We start from the raw sequence: 17,441 nt of genomic DNA on the forward strand, positions 1-17,441 counted from the left end.
AATTCAAAAACCTGATGACAAGAGCATTTTACGCCTTTGTAGTACTTCTTTATACCATCCCCCTACTTAGCCAAACCAAAGACAAGTCTTTTACGGTAAAGTTCACTACAGAAATCCCAACAATAGATGGTGTTTTAGATGAGTCATTTTGGAATACGGCTGAAAGTGCTAATAACTTCCAACAGTATTTTCCAACCGATTCCGTTTTGGCTGAAAATCCTACTGAAATTAAAATGGTCTTTAGTGATACGCACCTCTATATTGGACTAACAGTCAAATCCATTGGGGATAAGTGGGTCACCCCATCACTGAAACGAGATTTTAGAGCGAGCACCGGTGATAGCATGAGTTTGGTATTTGATACCTTCAACGATGGCACCAATGCCTTCTTATTCGGAATCAATCCTTATGGAGTTCGACGAGAGGTATTGATTTCCGGAGGTGGGTCAGATCTTAGAGGTTTCAATGATTCTTGGGATGTCAAATGGAAGGGCGATTCAAAAATATATGGTGATTACTACACCTCTGAAATGGCTATTCCACTTACCTCATTCAAATTTAAAGAAGGTGAGACTAAATGGCGTTTTCAAAGCTACCGCTTTGACCTACAGACCAATGAGCGCAGTACTTGGGTTCGAGTACCTCAAGGACAGTTTTTAGTAAGTTTGGCCTTCATGGGTGATATGCATTTCGAAAAACCATTGGGCAAATCGAGAACACCTTTGGCTCTTATTCCTTATGTAAATACAATTGCCGAAAAGGACTATGTTTTAGACAATTCTGGTAGCAATATAAAAGTCGGTGGAGATGCCAAAGTCTCTATCGGAAATGGTATGAATCTTGATATTACAGTAAACCCAGATTTTTCGAATGTTGAAGTCGATAATATTATTACCAATCTCACAAGATTTGAAGTTTCTTTACCAGAAAAGAGACAGTTCTTTATTGACAATAGCGACCTTTTCTCAAGTTTTGGTGGTAGCCGCGATGCCAACCCTTTCTTCTCCAGACGCATTGGTATAGCAAGAGATACCGCTGGAAACACCATAGAAAATAGAATTATTGGCGGTGTGCGACTAAGCGGAAAACTAAACGAAGATTGGCGTCTTGGATTTTTTAGCATTCAGACAGATGAAGACATAGACAATGAAATTGCTTCCAACAATAATACTATGTTGGCATTGCAAAAGAAAGTTTTTTCCCGTTCGAACATCAATATGTTCTTCATCAATCGGCAATCGTTCAAAGATTATGATTTTGTAGAGCGTGAAGAAGAGTTTAACCGCGTTTTGGGATTAGATTACAACCTAGCTTCAAAAAACAATCGTTGGATTGGTAAATTTTACACGCATAAATCTTTTCAACCCGATGACAGTGCGGGGAATTTTTCGGTAGGTGCAAATATTGGTCGTATCACTAGATATTTCAATGCTTTTGCCGATTTTGTATATATCGATGAGGATTTCTCCTCCGACCTCGGCTTTATTCGAAGAACCGATATTATTAAGGGAGTGGCTTCGCTAGAAAAGGTGTTTTGGCCAAAAAGCAAAATCGTTAACAATTACAGTTTCGAACTCTTTCCGGTGACGGTTTGGAGACCCAGTCTCGATTACAAAAAAACAGATCAGGATATCCGATTTACAGGGAAATTAGGTTTTCAAGATCAATCTCAAGTTACTTTGGGGTTTAATAATAGATTCACTTTTCTTACAGATGACTTTGACCCTACCCGAACAGATGGTGAGCCCCTTCCTGGAAATTTAGGTTATCATTTCAATAGTGTTGATTTTAGCTATATGTCGAACAGGGCTGGTGTACTTTCCGCAATGGGGCAAGCTACTCTAGGACACTTTTTCAACGGGAATATATTTTCCTTGGATGCGCAAATTTTCCTTAGAATATTACCCAAAGCACAGATAACCCTGGCATTGAATTACAACAATATCACATTGCCCGACCCCTATCCTAGTGCTGATATTTGGTTGCTAAGCCCCAAAGTAGAACTGACTTTTAGCAAATCGCTTTTTTGGTCGACTTTGATTCAATACAGCAATCTAGAAGACAATCTAGGAATCAACTCTCGTTTGCAATGGCGTTTTGCACCCCTTTCTGATTTATTCCTTGTTTACAATGACAATTATTTTGTAAATCAATTTTCTCCAAGATATCGTTCAATCAACTTGAAGTTTACCTATTGGTTAAATATTTAGCCGGCGCACTTTTAACTTTTCATATTAGTTTTCCTTAATAAGTTTAGGGTTTTTTTAACGTAGTAAAGGGGTAAATTTGTATTCCCAACTAATTAAAAATTAATGATCAGAACCCTACCAGTTCTCCCCATACTCCTATTCGCTTTCCTAGGATTTGGACAAGAAAATTACAAGAGCTTTAATGTAAAGTATATTACCGATGCGAATGTTACTCCAGATGGCGTCTTAGAAGAACAAGTATGGGAAAAAGCTGAAAGTGCGAATAAGTTCTGGGAGTACTTTCCATTAGATTCCATTCAAGCACGTCAACAGTCCGACATCAAGATGTTTTATGATGACAAGAACTTATATGTGGGGATTCGAATAGACGCTGCAGGAAAGGATTACGCCATTCAGTCATTAAAGCGAGACTTCTTGGCCGGTGGAAATGATAACATTAGCGTAATTTTCGACACTTTTAATGACGGACAAAATGCTTTCTTATTTGGCACGAACCCCTATGGCGTTCTCAGAGAAGCTTTGATCTCAGGAGGAAGCTCACAACAAATTGGTTTTACCACCTCTTGGGATGTGAAATGGAAAGGTGACGCAAAAATCTATGATGATTACTATACCGCTGAAATGATCATTCCATTAAGTTCTTTTAAGTTCAAGGAGGGAACCCAAAAGTGGAGATTTAACAGCTATCGCTTTGATACGCAATCAAATGAAATTAGTACCTGGATTAGGATTCCTCAAAATCAACAAGTATGGGGCACCGCCTTTATGGGTGACATGATTTTCGAAAAACCCTTAGGAAAGTCAAAAACTCCTTTGGCCATCATACCATACGTAAATGCAATCTCTTCAAAGAACTTTGAAACTGACGAAGGCTTGAACGATATAAAATTCGGAGGTGACGCAAAAGTAGCCATTGGTACTGGCCTAAATTTGGATGTAACCGTAAATCCAGATTTTTCCAATGTCGAAGTTGATGACATTGTCACCAATCTGACTCGATTTGAAATCGGCTTGCCAGAAAAAAGACAATTTTTTATTGATAATAGTGATTTATTCTCAAGTTTTGGAGATTCGCGAGACGCAAATCCCTTCTTTTCGCGTCGCATAGGTATTGCAAGAGATACCGCTGGAAATTCTATTGAAAACCCAATTATTGGAGGCCTTCGTCTAAGTGGTAAACTGTCGAACAATCTAAGAATAGGCTTTTTGAATATTCAAACAGATGAAGATTTGGAAAACAAAATTGCATCTAACAACAATACCATGATAGCCTTGCAGCAGAAGGTATTTTTAAGATCTAATATTGGCATGTACTTTATCAATAAACAGTCTTTCAAAGACTATGATTTTATTGAAAGAGAAGACGAATACAATCGGTTGTTCGGTTTGGACTACAATTTGGCCTCTGAAGATAACACTTGGACCGGTAAGTTCTATTTGCACAAGTCCTTTCAACCCGATGACAATGTTGGCAATCTATCTAGTGGTGCGAGACTATCATATAACTCTAGAAATTATAACTTCTTCGGGAAAGGTGTTTACATTGATGAGGATTTTTCATCTGACCTTGGTTTTATTAGACGAACAGGTATTTTCAAAGGCTTGGCAAGTTTTGAACGTGTGTTTTGGCCAGAGAAAGGCAATATTCAAACACATGCCTTCCAGTTTTTTCCTGTGGCTATTTGGAGCTTGACCGATGACTTTCAAAATACGGACTACGACTTTAGCACTTCCTGGGAAGCTAAATTTAGAGATACCTCCGAATTTGGTGTTGGACTAAATAATAGTTTTACCTTTTTGTTTGAAGATTTTAACCCAACGGGAACCGACGGGGGAATTCCCATACCTGGCAATCAGGGCTATCATTACAATAGCTTGGAGGCCGGATATGAGTCTGACCAAAGAAAAGTATTCGCCTATAGCCTTGGAACAGAAGTTGGTCGCTTTTTCAATGGAAATCGATTTTCTCTGGAAGGAGGTATGACACTTCGCTTTCAACCAAAGGTATTCATTTCAATGTTGTTCAACTATGACCAAATCTCACTACCGAATCCTTATCCAAGTGCAGATATTTGGTTAATCAGTCCGAAAATTGACGTAACCTTTAGCAAGTCGGTCTTTTGGTCAACTTTAGTGCAGTATAGCAATCAACGAGATAATTTAGGTGTTAATTCAAGGTTGCAATGGCGTTTTGCACCCCTTTCAGACTTGTTCATTGTTTATAACGACAACTACTTCGTCAATCAACTTGCACCCCGCTATCGTTCAATCAATTTGAAGTTTACGTATTGGCTTAACATTTAGTCAAAACCGCTAATAGCACTTCAGCTTTCAAGTCGGTTTTATAACAAAAGTTTAGGCTTTTCTTAACGTTCTAAAGAAGTAAATTTGCTTTTCCAGCTAATTCAGAACCAATGACTAGAACTTTACCAGTTCTCCCCTTACTGCTTTTTGCGTTAATTTCTTTTGGACAAAATGGCACCAAAAATTTTACAGTAAAATATACAACAGAATCAAATTTCATCCCCGATGGTGTTCTTGATGAACCTATGTGGGAAAATGCCGAAAGTGCAAACGATTACTGGCAATACTTTCCAACAGATTCAGTACTTGCTGATAAACAATCTGAAGTCAAAATACTTTATGACGATAAGAATCTATATATCGGAATAAAAGCATTCTCCATTGGAAAAAATTATGCCTTAACTTCCTTAAAAAGAGATTTTAGAGGGAGCGGTAGTGATAGTTTTTCGATACTGCTAGACACGTATAACGATGGTACTAACGCATTTCTCTTTGGAATTAATCCGTATGGGGTTCGCAGAGAAGCTCTAATCTCAAACGGTGGAACCGACCGTAGAAGCTTCAATTTATCATGGGACGTAAAATGGCAGGGCGATTCAAAAATGTATGATGATTATTTTACGGCCGAAATGATCATTCCTCTTACGTCATTAAAGTTTAAAGAAGGTGCCACCAAGTGGCGATTTAATAGTTATCGAATTGAAACCCAAAACAATGAACGAAGTTCGTGGATGAATGTTCCACAGAACCAATTAATTTTCAACCTTGCATTCATGGGTGACATGGTCTTTGAGAAACCTTTGGGAATATCTAGAACACCGCTGGCCATTATACCGTATATCAACGCCTTGTCTCAAAAGAATTTTGAAACCGACGAAGGTTTGAATACGTTAAAAATTGGAGGAGATGCAAAGGTTGCTATTGGCAACAACCTAAATTTGGACGTGACGGTAAATCCAGATTTTTCACAAGTAGAGGTCGATGATCAAGTCACCAATCTCACTCGCTTTGAAATTTCGTTGCCAGAAAAAAGACAATTTTTTATAGACAATAGTGATCTTTTTGCCAGTTTTGGAGATCAGCGCGATGCCAACCCCTTCTTCTCGAGGCGTATTGGCATAGCTCGCGATACTGCTGGAAACTCCATCGAAAACAAAATTATTGGTGGTGTACGTCTTAGTGGAAAACTAACCAAAGATCTGCGTGTTGGGTTTTTGAACATTCAGACTGCCAAAGATGAGGAAAATGAAATTCCATCCAATAACAATACCATGATTGCCTTGCAGCATCGCGTATTTTCTAGATCCAATATTGGAGCCTTTTTCATTAATAAACAGTCTTTTGAAGAAAATGTTTTTGTAGAACGTGAAGACGAATACAATCGGGTCTTAGGCATTGATTATAATTTGGCGTCTAAAGATAATACTTGGACCGGGCAAACTTATTTGCACAAGTCATTTCAACCCGATGACAATACTGGAAACCTTTCTACCGGAGCAGTGTTGCGATACCAGTCAAGAAAATATAATTTTTATAGCAAAGGTCTTTATATAGATGAGGATTTCGCTTCAGATCTTGGCTTTGTTCGCCGAACGGGTATTGTAAAGGCAATACTCAGCGCCGAAAGGGTGTTTTGGCCTAAAAAGGGAATCATTCAAAACCACGGCTTCCAGTTTTTCCCGATACTTCTATGGGACCCCAGTCTAAATTTTAAAAACACAGATTACGATTTTAGAACACAATGGGAAGTTCAATTTCAAAATCAATCTCAATTTAACCTGGGTATGACCAATAGCTATACCTTCTTATTTGATAGTTTTGATCCGACTGGTACAGACGGTGCACTTGAGTTACCTGGCGATCAAGGGTATCATTATAACAGCGTAGAGTTTGGGTATCAATCAGATCAGAGAAAGCTTTTCGCCTTTGCAATTGGCTCCGAAATTGGACGCTTCTTCAATGGAAAACGGTTTTCTGTTGAAAGCGAGATGACCCTGCGCTTTCAGCCAAAGGTCTTTCTTTCTATGGTCTTGAACTATGATCAGATCAATTTACCAGACCCTTATCCATCTGCCGACATCTGGCTGGTAAGCCCTAAAATTGATATTACTTTTAGTAAATCTATTTTTTGGTCAACATTGATTCAATATAGTAATCAACGTGATAATTTAGGAGTCAACTCAAGATTACAATGGCGTTTTGCCCCTTTATCTGACTTGTTTGTTGTGTACAATGACAACTACTTTGTTAACAGTTTTCAACCTAGAAGCAGGTCAATTAATTTGAAGCTGACGTATTGGTTAAACATTTAGCCATTGTAATATAAGAACTTAATGCTACATGGATTTTAAAATACTATGCTCCGATTTAGATGGTACTTTGCTTTCTACAAAGAGCGACGTGTCAGACTTCACTATTTCTGAAATTAGCAGAATTCGGTCAAAAATCCGTACCATTTTAGTATCAGCGCGAATGCCACAGTCTATGACATATTTGCAAGCAAGACTAGGAATTCAAGACCAACCCATCATTTGCTATAATGGGGCTCTAATATTGGACGGAGCAAAAGAGGTATTCTCAGCAGAAATAAACTTCAGCGCGGTAGAAGAAGTATATCGACTAGCAGAAGAACATCAAATACAACTAGGTTTGTATCACAAAAAGGAGTGGTATGTAGAAGAAACTTCAGAACGTGTTAAAAAGGAAATGAATTATACTCGCACCGAACCAACTTTTAGCCCTAGCTCCATAACATTGCAAAATTGGAGTAAAAGACAGATAAGTGCGCATAAAATCATGTTGATGGGCACCAAAAGCTCAACAGATGCCATATTTCCACTGCTGGTTGCTGAATTAAATAAGCATATGAACATTTACCGTTCGAATGATACGCTGATCGAAGTGGCCCCAAAATCGGTTTCCAAATTGTCAGCAATTGAACTGTTACTCGCCGCCGAAGAATCACTTGCCGATGTTATTTCTTTTGGAGACAACTACAATGATATGGAAATGCTGCGCCAATCAGGTTGTGGGGTTGCTGTTGCCAACGCACGCGAAGAAGTTAAATCAATAGCGAATCATATTACCTTAAAAAATACGGAACACGGCGTAGCACATTTTATCAAGCAACATTTATAAATGTTTATATTTGGATGAAGAAATCCACTCCTAAATGACCGAAAATAGCATACCTCAACCGCTAATTGCCGATGATACTATTGTTTTTGGACTTTTAGCCTTATGTCTCGGCTTTGTTTTCTATACCTCATCAATCAAAACGGGATTTTGGAAAAAATTCTATGGCATCGTTCCGACCGTTTTAATGTGCTATTTGTTACCCGGTATATTTACGAGTTTAGGAGTCATTTCTGATGAAACTTCAAATCTATATTTTGTTGCAAGTCGCTATCTACTCCCAGCCGCATTGGTTTTGATGACTTTAAGCATTGACTTAAAGGCCATTGCCAATTTAGGTTCTAAAGCATTGATTATGTTTTTTACGGGAACAGCTGGGATTATTATTGGTGGACCTTTGGCGATTTTGATAGTTTCGATCTTTTCACCGGAAACCGTTGGCGGTGTTGGCCCAGATGCCGTGTGGCGGGGACTTTCAACCATTGCGGGAAGTTGGATAGGTGGAGGCGCTAACCAAGCTGCTATGTTTGAGATTTTCGAGTACAATCCTGATAAATTTGGGGGTATGGTACTTGTAGATATCGTTATCGCCAATATATGGATGGCTATACTACTTTTAGGTATCGGAAAGACCAAGCGAATTGACAAATGGTTGAAAGCAGACACCTCTTCTATAGAAATTTTAAAAGAAAAAGTTACCGCCCATACCGAAAAAATAACTCGGGTGACAAGCCTACATGACTATATTATTATGCTCGCACTCGCATTTGCAGCGGTAGGGGTTTCCCATTTATTTGGAAATAATTTTTCAGATTTGCTAAAAGATTCATTTGAGGTCATACGCGATAAAACAAAAATACTATCCTCTTTAGGGTCAACCTTTTTATGGATGGTGGTTTGCGCTACGGTCATTGGAATCGCCCTATCCTTTACCAAAGCAAAAAACTATGAAGGTGCAGGAGCTAGCAAAATTGGAGGAATGTTCATATATATTCTAGTCGCGACAATAGGCATGCAAATGGATTTGAGCAAGGTTCTCGAAAATCCTGGTTTAATTCTAATAGGCCTTATTTGGATATCGGTGCATGCGGGCCTCTTAATCTTGGTTGCTAAACTTATCAAAGCGCCTTTCTTCTTTTTGGCCGTAGGTAGTCAAGCCAACGTAGGCGGGGCAGCATCTGCTCCGGTGGTTGCAGCAGAGTTTCATCCTTCTTTGACATCAGTAGGTATCTTGCTAGCTGTTTTTGGATATGTGGTAGGTACTGGAGGAGCATATCTTTGCGCACTATTGATGGAAGTGGCTTCTAAAGTATAGCTATTGCGTTTAAAAACTTTTGAATCTATTCAAAAAAATTACTGATATTTGCCGCACTAAAATACACCTATGAAAAAAGCGATTTATGCTTTCGTATTACCTTTCATGATTTCCGCTTGTGGAGATGGCATTACCGAAAATACAATGACCGTTTCTGGCACTGTTAAAGGGCTTAAAAAAGGGACACTATATCTTCAACATTTGCCAGATTCAGCGCTGGTCGTTGTTGATTCTTTAGAAGTAAAAGGTGACGGTAGCTTTAGTTTTCAGACAGAAATCGAAAGTCCTGAAATCTTTTATTTATACTTGAATAAGAAAGATAATAATGACCTCAATGATCGCATAACCTTTTTTGGTGAACCGGGTACTATCACCATAAATACCTCTTGGAATACTTTTGATACCAACGCAGAAATTTCAGGATCTGAAACTCATAAGAAATTAGAAGAGTACCGAAAGCATATGTCGACAATAAATATGCGAAATCTCGAACTTTTGCAAAAAAGCGTGGCTAATGAGGTGCCATTAGATTCATTGCAATTAGATTCTTTACAACGCCAAAGTGACCGCAATACACAACGCGGTTATCTCTTCGCCATTAACTTTGCCCTTAACAATAAAGACTCGTATGTAGCACCTTACATTGCCGTAAGTGAAATAGCAAACGCCAATGTGAAGTATTTAGATTCTATCAACAATTCACTTACGCCGGAGGTTGCTGGTTCAAAATACGGGCGTTTACTTGATGAGCATATAGCGGCACTAAAAAACTAAGCATAAAAAAAACCGCTTAAAGCGGTTTTTTTTTATTTAGTTTGTTTAAATTCTTAACCCAACTTATTCAGTTGCTCGATCAACGCAGCACCTTTTTTCTCTAACTCTTCGCGAACGCCTTTCAAATGTGCTGATCGGTTTTCAACACTTCTCTGATTCACTTTAGCTATCAAATCGTCAAAGGTTTCAATGGCACTATCGATAATCTTTGCACCTTCTTTTGAGTCTGGTTTATTATTGGCTGCGTCAACAATATAAACGGCTTCAATAATATCGCCCAATACATAGTTGATGTCTTTCTTTAAATCTCTAATATTTGCCATTTGTGTGTTTTTTTTACAAAAATAGGGTTTTAGATAGCCTCCTTCAAGAGAATGAAAAGAAATCACCTAAATGGTTACTTCCAAAAGTTTTGCACCTGAAGTCTTTAAGGCGATGCCAGTACAATTCGAAGGCACCAATACGGTCTCTCCTTTCTGAACGGTAGTAGAGCCGAAATCGTTTTGAACCTCTGCCACCCCGGCAACGCACATATAAATCGTAAATGAATCTCTTTTCGACACATCTTGATGTAAATCTTTAGAAAGCTCTAAAAAGTTAGTTTGGAAATACGGGCAGTTGACCATACCATTTACCGTATTCATATCTTGCGAATAAGCAACTTTAAAATCATCTTTCTTCTTATAATCAATGGCGTCCAAAGCCAATTCGGTATGCAATTCCCGTAGATTTCCGTTCTTATCTCTACGATTGAAATCGTAAACACGATAGGTAACATCTGAAGTCTGCTGAATCTCGGCCAGTAGAACTCCGGCACCAATGGCATGAATCTTTCCTGTATTAATAAAAAAGGTATCACCCTCCTTTACAGTTTCGTAGTTGAGTAATTCTAATAAAGTGTTTTTTTCAAGGCTTTCGGCATATTCTTCTTTGGAAACATCTTTGTTGAAACCAACAATTAAGTTAGCGTCTTTATCGGCATCCATGATATACCACATTTCTGTTTTTCCAAATGAATTGTGTCGCTCCTTGGCCAATTCATCATGTGGATGAAGTTGAATGGAGAGGTCTTGCTTGGCGTCGATGAATTTGATAAGTATCGGAAAATCTGTCCCAAAGCGTTCAACTACACCTTCACCCAAAATAGCTTCAGGGTTTTGGTCGATAAGCTCTTGCAAGGAAGTGCCCGCTAAATTGCCATTTGCAATCACCGACACATCACCTTTTACGGTAGATAGCTCCCAACTTTCTCCAGTAATATCATTCTCAATGGGCTTGCCTAAAACATCTCGTAACTTGGTTCCTCCCCAAAGGCGTTCTTTTAGAATTGGTTGAAATTTAAGTGGATACATAGAATATTGTCTATTTTGCTGGTTGGTTGCTTTTTTTGGAAATATAAAATACTACTTTTAAGAATATAAGCCCATTGCACAGCCATTACTGAGGCTATTGTTGACAAATTACCTCGCTAGCCTGAAAAGGTCACAAAATTACGAGCTGTTTCGTATAAAGTAACTTCAAGATCATTTTTAGCATCAATATGCGGGCGCAGTTTGTTCCATATCACAATGGCAATATTTTCGGCCGTAGGATTTAGCTCTTTGAACTCCCGTACTTCCACATTTAGATTTTTATGATCGAAAGCATTTTCAACTTCTGATTTTATTAAATCTTTAAGGATCTTAACATCAATTACAAAACCCGTCTCCTGATCAACCTCTCCAAAAACACTAACAATCAATTCATAATTGTGTCCGTGAAAATTGGGGTTATTACATTTTCCGAAAACCTCATCGTTCTTTTCAAAACTCCAATCTGGCCGATAAAGACGATGTGCTGCATTAAAATGAGCTCTTCTACTGACTTTTACCTTCATTTTGCGAAATATTTTGCATTAAATGCTCGTAAAATTTTTCAAAAATGATCTTAAACCAAGCGGTGTAATGATCTGGATTGCAAGCAATGTCTTTTTTTATAGCGGCTGGTTTCATCCATTTCCAATCGGCCACCTCCTCTAAATTAACAATAGGATCCCCATTATAATCACCGATCATCACATGATCTAGTTCGTGTTCGGTAAGGCCATTATCAAAAGGAGCTTTATAAATAAAAGAGAATAACTCTTCGAGTTCTGTGACGAATCCCATTTCTTCATTTAACCGTCTTCGTCCCGCATCAATATTGGTCTCCCCTTCACGTTGATGACTACAACAGGTGTTGGTCCATAATAACGGGGAATGATACTTATGAGCCGCTCGCTGTTGCAGCATAGTCTCCCCTTTATCATTCATAACAAATACCGAAAACGCCCTATGCAAAACGGCTTTTTCATGAGCCTCCATTTTAGGCATGAGCCCAATTTGTTCGTCATTTTCATTTACTAAAATAACATTCTCTTCTTTCAAATTATTTTCTATTTATAGCTAAAAACTATTAGCATAGCATTTTTAACAAAAATAGCACCTTTCCCTTATTCAAACAGGCTACAAGGAATAAAATATACATACGATTTTGTAAGTTAAATACAATATCAATGGTAAAATACCCAATGCGAGCATTTGATGTTTTATGCCAGAACACAAACCAATTAAATGGGTTTTTAATTTGCTATAGTGTATCTTTAATAGGTCTCAGGGTGATAATACCCAAAATCTCCTGTCATCGCTTCTAACAAGGTAGATACCACTTTTGAGTCTAGATTAACTTTTTTTATTTGAAAGGGGTGTTGGTTTAGGTTTAAGCTATGAAAATATATTTCTTTGCCCTCCAATGCCCAGCACATACTTCCCCCGTTAGATCCAGAGTCATCGACCAACTTTTTTTCCGTTTTACTTTCTATATCATACACCGCAATATCAACATTGGTATAAGCTACATTCCCAGCCGAAAAAACGATTTGTTTTCCGTTAGGAGAAAAAGCGGGATCGTGATCTCTTGTAAAGTTTGTGGTAAGCCTGAGAACATTTGATATGCTCCCGTTGGTCGCATCGTAATCGGCACTGTGCAATTCTAGTTCCGACAAATCAAACGAAAGTATATTATTGGGGAAGGCCATAAAAACCACTTGCGAATTGTCATTAGAAAAATTAGGGTCGATAATCCACCAATCTGAAAGGTTCCTCGGATTGTTCCCTTGTGCGTCAGTAGTAACCATACGCCATTGTTTTCCAGTATCGACCGCTTGCTCTGCTATCATTAAGATTTGAGAACCATCTATATTCCACCTGCAAACACCTTGGCCAAACCAGTTGTGCTTACCTTTCTCAATTAATACTTGCTGATTCGCACCATCAATATCAACCACAAGCAGCTCAGCTTCCTGATAATTGTCATGGTTCTTATCAGGATTCGTCGCAGAACGATACACTAAAAATTTTGATTTATCAGGCGATACTTTGGGCCACCAATAATCAAAATTAGGATCGCTCAACAGTACAATCTCTTGATCGCCTTGAAGCTTGAATAACTCGTTATGGCCGTTTTTATCTGAAGAAAAAAGTATGCTCGAATTTACTTGGTCAACAGCTGTTTGGTTTTCAGAGACCGGGCTCTCAGAGGTTTTATCCTTTTCACACGAACTGAACAATACAAATAAAAAAGATAAAAATAGCATACAACCCCTTTGAATGAGGCAGATACTAAGTACAAACTGTAATTGGTTTTGTCTTTTCAAAATTTTGCTTCTCGCTAGAAAAATCTAGGCGATTTAAGTTGACCTTTGGTGCTAATAAAATCATAGCGCAGAATAACTTCGAAAGAACCATCATTAAAAGCAGCGCTTCCTAATTCGGTAACTTCTCTATCGTATGCGAGGCCAATTAAAAAGCCCTCTGAAATATTGAAACCGAACATGCCACTAACGGCTGCATCCCAACGGTAAGCGGCGCCTACAATAAATTTGTCACTTAGCATAAAATTTGCAGAAAGGTCAACCTGCAAGGGTGCACCTTGCACTAATTTGGTAAGCAAAGTAGGCTTGAATTTCAAGGAGTTGTTGATATCCCAAACATATCCAGTAATGAAATAAAAGTTCATTTGTTCTTTAGCTGTTGATAAGGTTGATTCATCAAAGTGCGCCGTTTGTAAAAATCTTGGCACCGATAAACCGGCATAAAAATGCTCATTATGATAATAAATACCGGCACCAAAATTTGGAGAAAATCGATTATCAATATCCGTTGCCAGTGTAGGGTCTGTAGTAAACTGATTCAGTTCTGAAAATTTTACATCTAAAAGATTGCCTCCTCCTTTTAGGCCAAAACTTAGTCTGCCTTCAGTAGAGAGGTATAAAGTGTATGAAAAATCTATATCAAAATTAGTTTCCGAAGTGGGACCTATTTTATCATTTACTACAGATAGACCTAATCCAACACCTCTATATCCTATAGGTGAATGAATGTTAAAGGTCTGTGTGGTAGGTGCGCCGTCAAGACCTACCCACTGAGAACGATGAAGTGCTGCTATACTTAAATGACCACGAGAGCCCGTATAAGCAGGGTTTACACTTACAGTATTATACATATACTGCGTGTACTGCGCATCTTGTTGTGCATATAAAGAGGTACCCGAAATTAGCATTAGAAAAAGAAACTTTACCAATATCGTCTTAGCGGGTATGTGATTTTTAACTTTCAAATTCTCAGTTTATCTGTTTAAGTAAAGGTACCCTGACTGCGATTGACCATTGCCATTCTCGTCTTGATAATCTAGTATATAGAAATACGTTCCTACAGGCAATTTATTGTCTACTTGAACGGTAACTCTTCCTGTTGACGTGCCATCAAAAACATTTCCTTCGGTATTATATGCATTGGTTGTATAAACTAAAACACCCCAGCGGTTGTAAATACGAAGTGTATTTATAGGATAGCTCTCCAAACCTGTAATGGTCAATGTATCATGAATACCGTCACCATTTGGCGTAATAACGTTGAATATCTCTATTTGATCGGGTGTTGGGCGATCTAAATAATCTGGGAATCCATCCGTATCAGCATCATCATTGGCATAATTATTATCGTTGTTCATATCTTCATCGATCGTATCGATATTATCATCGTCGTCATCGGTATCTCTATAATCAGATTCATTATCACCATCAGTATTTGGTAGGTCATTGAATGGATCGTCTATCTCATCATTGACATCTAAATCAATTTGCCTAGCACCTTCATATGCATCATCTAAACCATCATCATCTTTATCAGAACCGATAAGGGTTACATCAGGAATACCATCTTGATTTGCGTCATGACCTTCAATATTATCGGGAACGTTGTCATTATCACTATCCTCGTCTAAATAATCTGCTAGTAAATCGTTGTCAGTATCTACTGGGAAGATTCCTATATTTCCATTGGTCTCATATGCATCATCAAGACCATTAGCATTTAAATCTTCTCCACTTGGCGAAATATAATCGTCAGTGGTTTGAGCCTCAACATTGTCAGGAATTCCATCATTATCACTATCTATATCTAAATAATCAGGTATACCATCGGCATCAGTATCCGTTGGATTGGTAGTAGGGTCACCATCATTATCTGCATCAAGATCTTCGATATTGTCTAGAATACCGTCATCATCTGTATCTAACTCAATCGCATCAGTTACCACTATGGTAACAGTTGCGGTACTACAATTTCCGATAGTGTCACAAATCGTGTAATCGAATGTATCTACACCAACAAAACCAATATTTGGTGTGTAAGTTACAGTGTCATCTGAAGGATCATTTGGAGTTCCGTTATCATTTATTACAACGGTTCCATCTGAAGCATTTGTTGTGGTCAGGGTTCCTGCTGTTGGAATATCATTGTCGTTTGCCAAGATATCAATATCGATCATTAAGCCACCAGAAGTGGTAACCATATCATCTATTGCATCAACTATTGGAATTACGTCTATGTTAACGGTTGCCGTACTACAGTCTCCAAAGGTGTTACAAACGGTATAATCAAAGGTGTCTGGACCGTTGTAATCTGGATTGGGAATGTAAGTTACAATGTCATCAGTTGGATCATTTGGTGTACCATTATTATTGACATTCACCGTTCCGTTGGCAGGGTTAGTAGTTGTTAATGTACCTACACTTGGCAGATCAGAATCGTTGTCATAAATAGCTACAATAACGGAAACATCCTCGTCAGTAGTAACTACATCATCTACTAATTTAGCTGATTCATCAATACATACAACCGTAAAATTGGGTAGACTACTATTATTTCCAGCTTTGGTAATGGTCGCTGTATAGCGCTGTACCGTTTGTGTTGCGATAACGGTAGGTCTTGTTTGATCTCCTGTTACCGTCGGACTCCAAGTCACCGTTGCTCCAGATGGAATATTTGCGGTAATATCCATAGTAACCTCATTGAAAGGTGAATTGCAATTGGTCACAATAAAATATCCGGTGGCATTCGAGCCGCAAAGTGTACCATCATATGTGGCAAAGTATACGCCTTGCTCAGTTACTTCTAAAAAGAAATCCGTTCCTAGAACGGTACTGGTATCTTGGGCCTCATACCAACGGTAGTTGGTTTCATCACCGCCATTAGGAGCCTGAAGCAAAAACTGGGCGTTAGATACAGTAATCCCCAGTACCGTAAAAACAAGACTGAGGAATACTTTTTTATATGTATGAATACCTTTCAATTCGATTTGGGATCGGGTTGTTATTAGTTAGTCTACTTGACGACAAATACTACATTAATTAATGTGTTGTAATCTGTTGGTACATTTTCTACCTCAATAGTAAGATTTCCATTGGCATCAATTGTCATAAAGTTAGGGTCAGGCGGATCCGTTTCGAAAACGGTTGGATCTGCATAGGTAACATAGTAGTACAATTCTGTTCTACCATACGTTGGAACCGCAGTTGGTGCGCCTGCACTCGCAGCCGTTGGCGTGCCAAATTGGTCTAAGTATTCTTGATATAAATCAATGCTCTTAATACCTGTTGTAGATGCGTCGACTGTGATAGATGGTGGATAAAAAATACGTGCTGCTTTAGAGGTAATTGGTGCAATGGCCTGAATTACTTCTTGTACTGTGGTTTCCAAAGTAGGTGAAACCACGCCACCTTCATCAACATCAATATCGGTTGCGAGATCAACTTCTGAATCCAATTGGTCGTCTGTACCAGAATCATCTAATGATGATAAATCAATAACCTGGTTTGAACCGCCCTCAATGCCAATCGTAAGATCAGTTCCTGAAAGTCCGGAGCCACTGATGTTTTGATCATCGGTACCAACTAGGCTTGAAAGATCAACAGTTTCGTTAGATCCACCTTCGATACCAATCGTAAGATCAGTGCCCGAAAGTCCGGAGCCACTGATGTTTTGATCATCGGTACCTACTAAACTTGAAAGATCAACAGTTTCGTTAGATCCACCTTCGATACCAATCGTAAGATCAGTACCTGAAAGTCCGGAGCCACTGATGTTTTGATCATCGGTGCCTACTAAACTTGAAAGATCAACAGTTTCGTTAGATCCCCCTTCGATACCAATCGTAAGATCAGTTCCGGAAAGGCCAGAGCCACTGATGTTTTGATCATCAGTACTGCCGGCTGCCAATTCAGCCAAAGCGCCTTCTACTTCCGTAGCCGTGAAATTACCACCTGCATCGGCGATAGTTACTTCTGCTGCAGTTTGATCATCGGTACCAACTAGACTTGATAGATCTACAGTTTCATTCGATCC

General features: G+C 38.6%; 14 protein-coding genes. 6 read left to right on the forward strand and 8 right to left on the reverse strand.

From position 1 onward, the window contains the following. Nucleotides 1-14 precede the first annotated feature (14 nt). The 6 genes from ABJN95_RS06410 (at nt 15) to ABJN95_RS06435 (ending at nt 9,738) form a co-directional block, all read left to right on the forward strand. Nucleotides 15-2,210: a DUF5916 domain-containing protein gene (locus ABJN95_RS06410; protein ID WP_348369420.1), complete on the forward strand. Its 2,196-nt coding sequence runs from the start codon at nt 15-17 to the stop codon at nt 2,208-2,210. A gap of 102 nt (nt 2,211-2,312) precedes the next feature. Further along, complete coding sequence (locus ABJN95_RS06415) at nt 2,313-4,514, forward strand: DUF5916 domain-containing protein (protein ID WP_348369421.1); 2,202 nt, start codon at nt 2,313-2,315, stop codon at nt 4,512-4,514. A 110-nt stretch (nt 4,515-4,624) separates the two neighbouring features. Further along, nucleotides 4,625-6,826, forward strand: coding sequence for a DUF5916 domain-containing protein (locus tag ABJN95_RS06420; protein WP_348369423.1), 2,202 nt, complete (start codon nt 4,625-4,627; stop codon nt 6,824-6,826). Nucleotides 6,827-6,854: 28 nt separating this feature from the next. Then, entirely contained in the window at nt 6,855-7,652 is a 798-nt protein-coding gene (locus ABJN95_RS06425; RefSeq protein WP_348369425.1) for a Cof-type HAD-IIB family hydrolase, read from the forward strand. Nucleotides 7,653-7,686: 34 nt separating this feature from the next. Beyond that, nucleotides 7,687-8,964, forward strand: a complete 1,278-nt coding sequence (locus tag ABJN95_RS06430; RefSeq protein WP_348369427.1) for a DUF819 family protein — start codon at nt 7,687-7,689, stop codon at nt 8,962-8,964. Nucleotides 8,965-9,033: 69 nt separating this feature from the next. Then, entirely contained in the window at nt 9,034-9,738 is a 705-nt protein-coding gene (locus ABJN95_RS06435; RefSeq protein ID WP_348369429.1) for a DUF4369 domain-containing protein, read from the forward strand. 53 nt (nt 9,739-9,791) lie between these two features. On the opposite strand, the gene ABJN95_RS06440 is transcribed toward ABJN95_RS06435, so the two are convergent. The 8 genes from ABJN95_RS06440 to ABJN95_RS06475 all read right to left on the reverse strand — a co-directional run. Then, nucleotides 9,792-10,061: a hypothetical protein gene (locus ABJN95_RS06440; RefSeq protein WP_348369431.1), complete on the reverse strand. Its 270-nt coding sequence runs from the start codon at nt 10,059-10,061 to the stop codon at nt 9,792-9,794. A 66-nt stretch (nt 10,062-10,127) separates the two neighbouring features. After that, nucleotides 10,128-11,090: a type I phosphomannose isomerase catalytic subunit gene (locus ABJN95_RS06445; protein WP_348369433.1), complete on the reverse strand. Its 963-nt coding sequence runs from the start codon at nt 11,088-11,090 to the stop codon at nt 10,128-10,130. 116 nt (nt 11,091-11,206) lie between these two features. After that, nucleotides 11,207-11,614 (reverse strand): 6-carboxytetrahydropterin synthase, encoded by a 408-nt coding sequence (locus tag ABJN95_RS06450; RefSeq protein ID WP_348369435.1) that lies wholly within the window; start codon nt 11,612-11,614, stop codon nt 11,207-11,209. After that, the gene (idi, locus tag ABJN95_RS06455) at nt 11,595-12,143 is read right to left on the reverse strand and encodes an isopentenyl-diphosphate Delta-isomerase (RefSeq protein WP_348369436.1); all 549 of its coding nucleotides are present in this window, start codon (nt 12,141-12,143) and stop codon (nt 11,595-11,597) included. The genes ABJN95_RS06450 and idi overlap by 20 nt, the downstream gene beginning before the upstream one ends. 215 nt (nt 12,144-12,358) lie before the next feature. Continuing rightward, nucleotides 12,359-13,351, reverse strand: a complete 993-nt coding sequence (locus tag ABJN95_RS06460) for a hypothetical protein (protein ID WP_348369438.1) — start codon at nt 13,349-13,351, stop codon at nt 12,359-12,361. A gap of 74 nt (nt 13,352-13,425) precedes the next feature. Beyond that, a complete protein-coding gene (locus ABJN95_RS06465; RefSeq protein ID WP_348369444.1) occupies nt 13,426-14,340 on the reverse strand; it encodes a type IX secretion system membrane protein PorP/SprF in 915 nt (304 codons plus the stop codon). A 42-nt stretch (nt 14,341-14,382) separates the two neighbouring features. Further along, complete coding sequence (locus ABJN95_RS06470) at nt 14,383-16,389, reverse strand: gliding motility-associated C-terminal domain-containing protein (RefSeq protein WP_348369440.1); 2,007 nt, start codon at nt 16,387-16,389, stop codon at nt 14,383-14,385. A 32-nt stretch (nt 16,390-16,421) separates the two neighbouring features. Beyond that, nucleotides 16,422-17,441: hypothetical protein (locus tag ABJN95_RS06475; protein WP_348369442.1), on the reverse strand; the 1,020-nt coding region annotated here is incomplete at its 5' end.

It is taken from the genome of Maribacter sp., assembly GCF_039974175.1.
In the GTDB taxonomy this organism is placed as follows: Bacteria; Bacteroidota; Bacteroidia; order Flavobacteriales; family Flavobacteriaceae; genus Maribacter_C.

What these genes read in the sequence shown, in the direction of transcription:
- ABJN95_RS06450 (WP_348369435.1), bottom strand. Translation starts at nt 11,614, where the DNA reads ATGAAGGTAAAAGTCAGTAGAAGAGCTCATTTTAATGCAGCACATCGT.
- ABJN95_RS06460 (WP_348369438.1), bottom strand. Translation starts at nt 13,351, where the DNA reads ATGCTATTTTTATCTTTTTTATTTGTATTGTTCAGTTCGTGTGAAAAG.
- ABJN95_RS06435 (WP_348369429.1), top strand. Translation starts at nt 9,034, where the DNA reads ATGAAAAAAGCGATTTATGCTTTCGTATTACCTTTCATGATTTCCGCT.
- ABJN95_RS06410 (WP_348369420.1), top strand. Translation starts at nt 15, where the DNA reads ATGACAAGAGCATTTTACGCCTTTGTAGTACTTCTTTATACCATCCCC.
- ABJN95_RS06415 (WP_348369421.1), top strand. Translation starts at nt 2,313, where the DNA reads ATGATCAGAACCCTACCAGTTCTCCCCATACTCCTATTCGCTTTCCTA.
- ABJN95_RS06430 (WP_348369427.1), top strand. Translation starts at nt 7,687, where the DNA reads ATGACCGAAAATAGCATACCTCAACCGCTAATTGCCGATGATACTATT.
- ABJN95_RS06425 (WP_348369425.1), top strand. Translation starts at nt 6,855, where the DNA reads ATGGATTTTAAAATACTATGCTCCGATTTAGATGGTACTTTGCTTTCT.
- ABJN95_RS06445 (WP_348369433.1), bottom strand. Translation starts at nt 11,090, where the DNA reads ATGTATCCACTTAAATTTCAACCAATTCTAAAAGAACGCCTTTGGGGA.
- ABJN95_RS06420 (WP_348369423.1), top strand. Translation starts at nt 4,625, where the DNA reads ATGACTAGAACTTTACCAGTTCTCCCCTTACTGCTTTTTGCGTTAATT.
- ABJN95_RS06440 (WP_348369431.1), bottom strand. Translation starts at nt 10,061, where the DNA reads ATGGCAAATATTAGAGATTTAAAGAAAGACATCAACTATGTATTGGGC.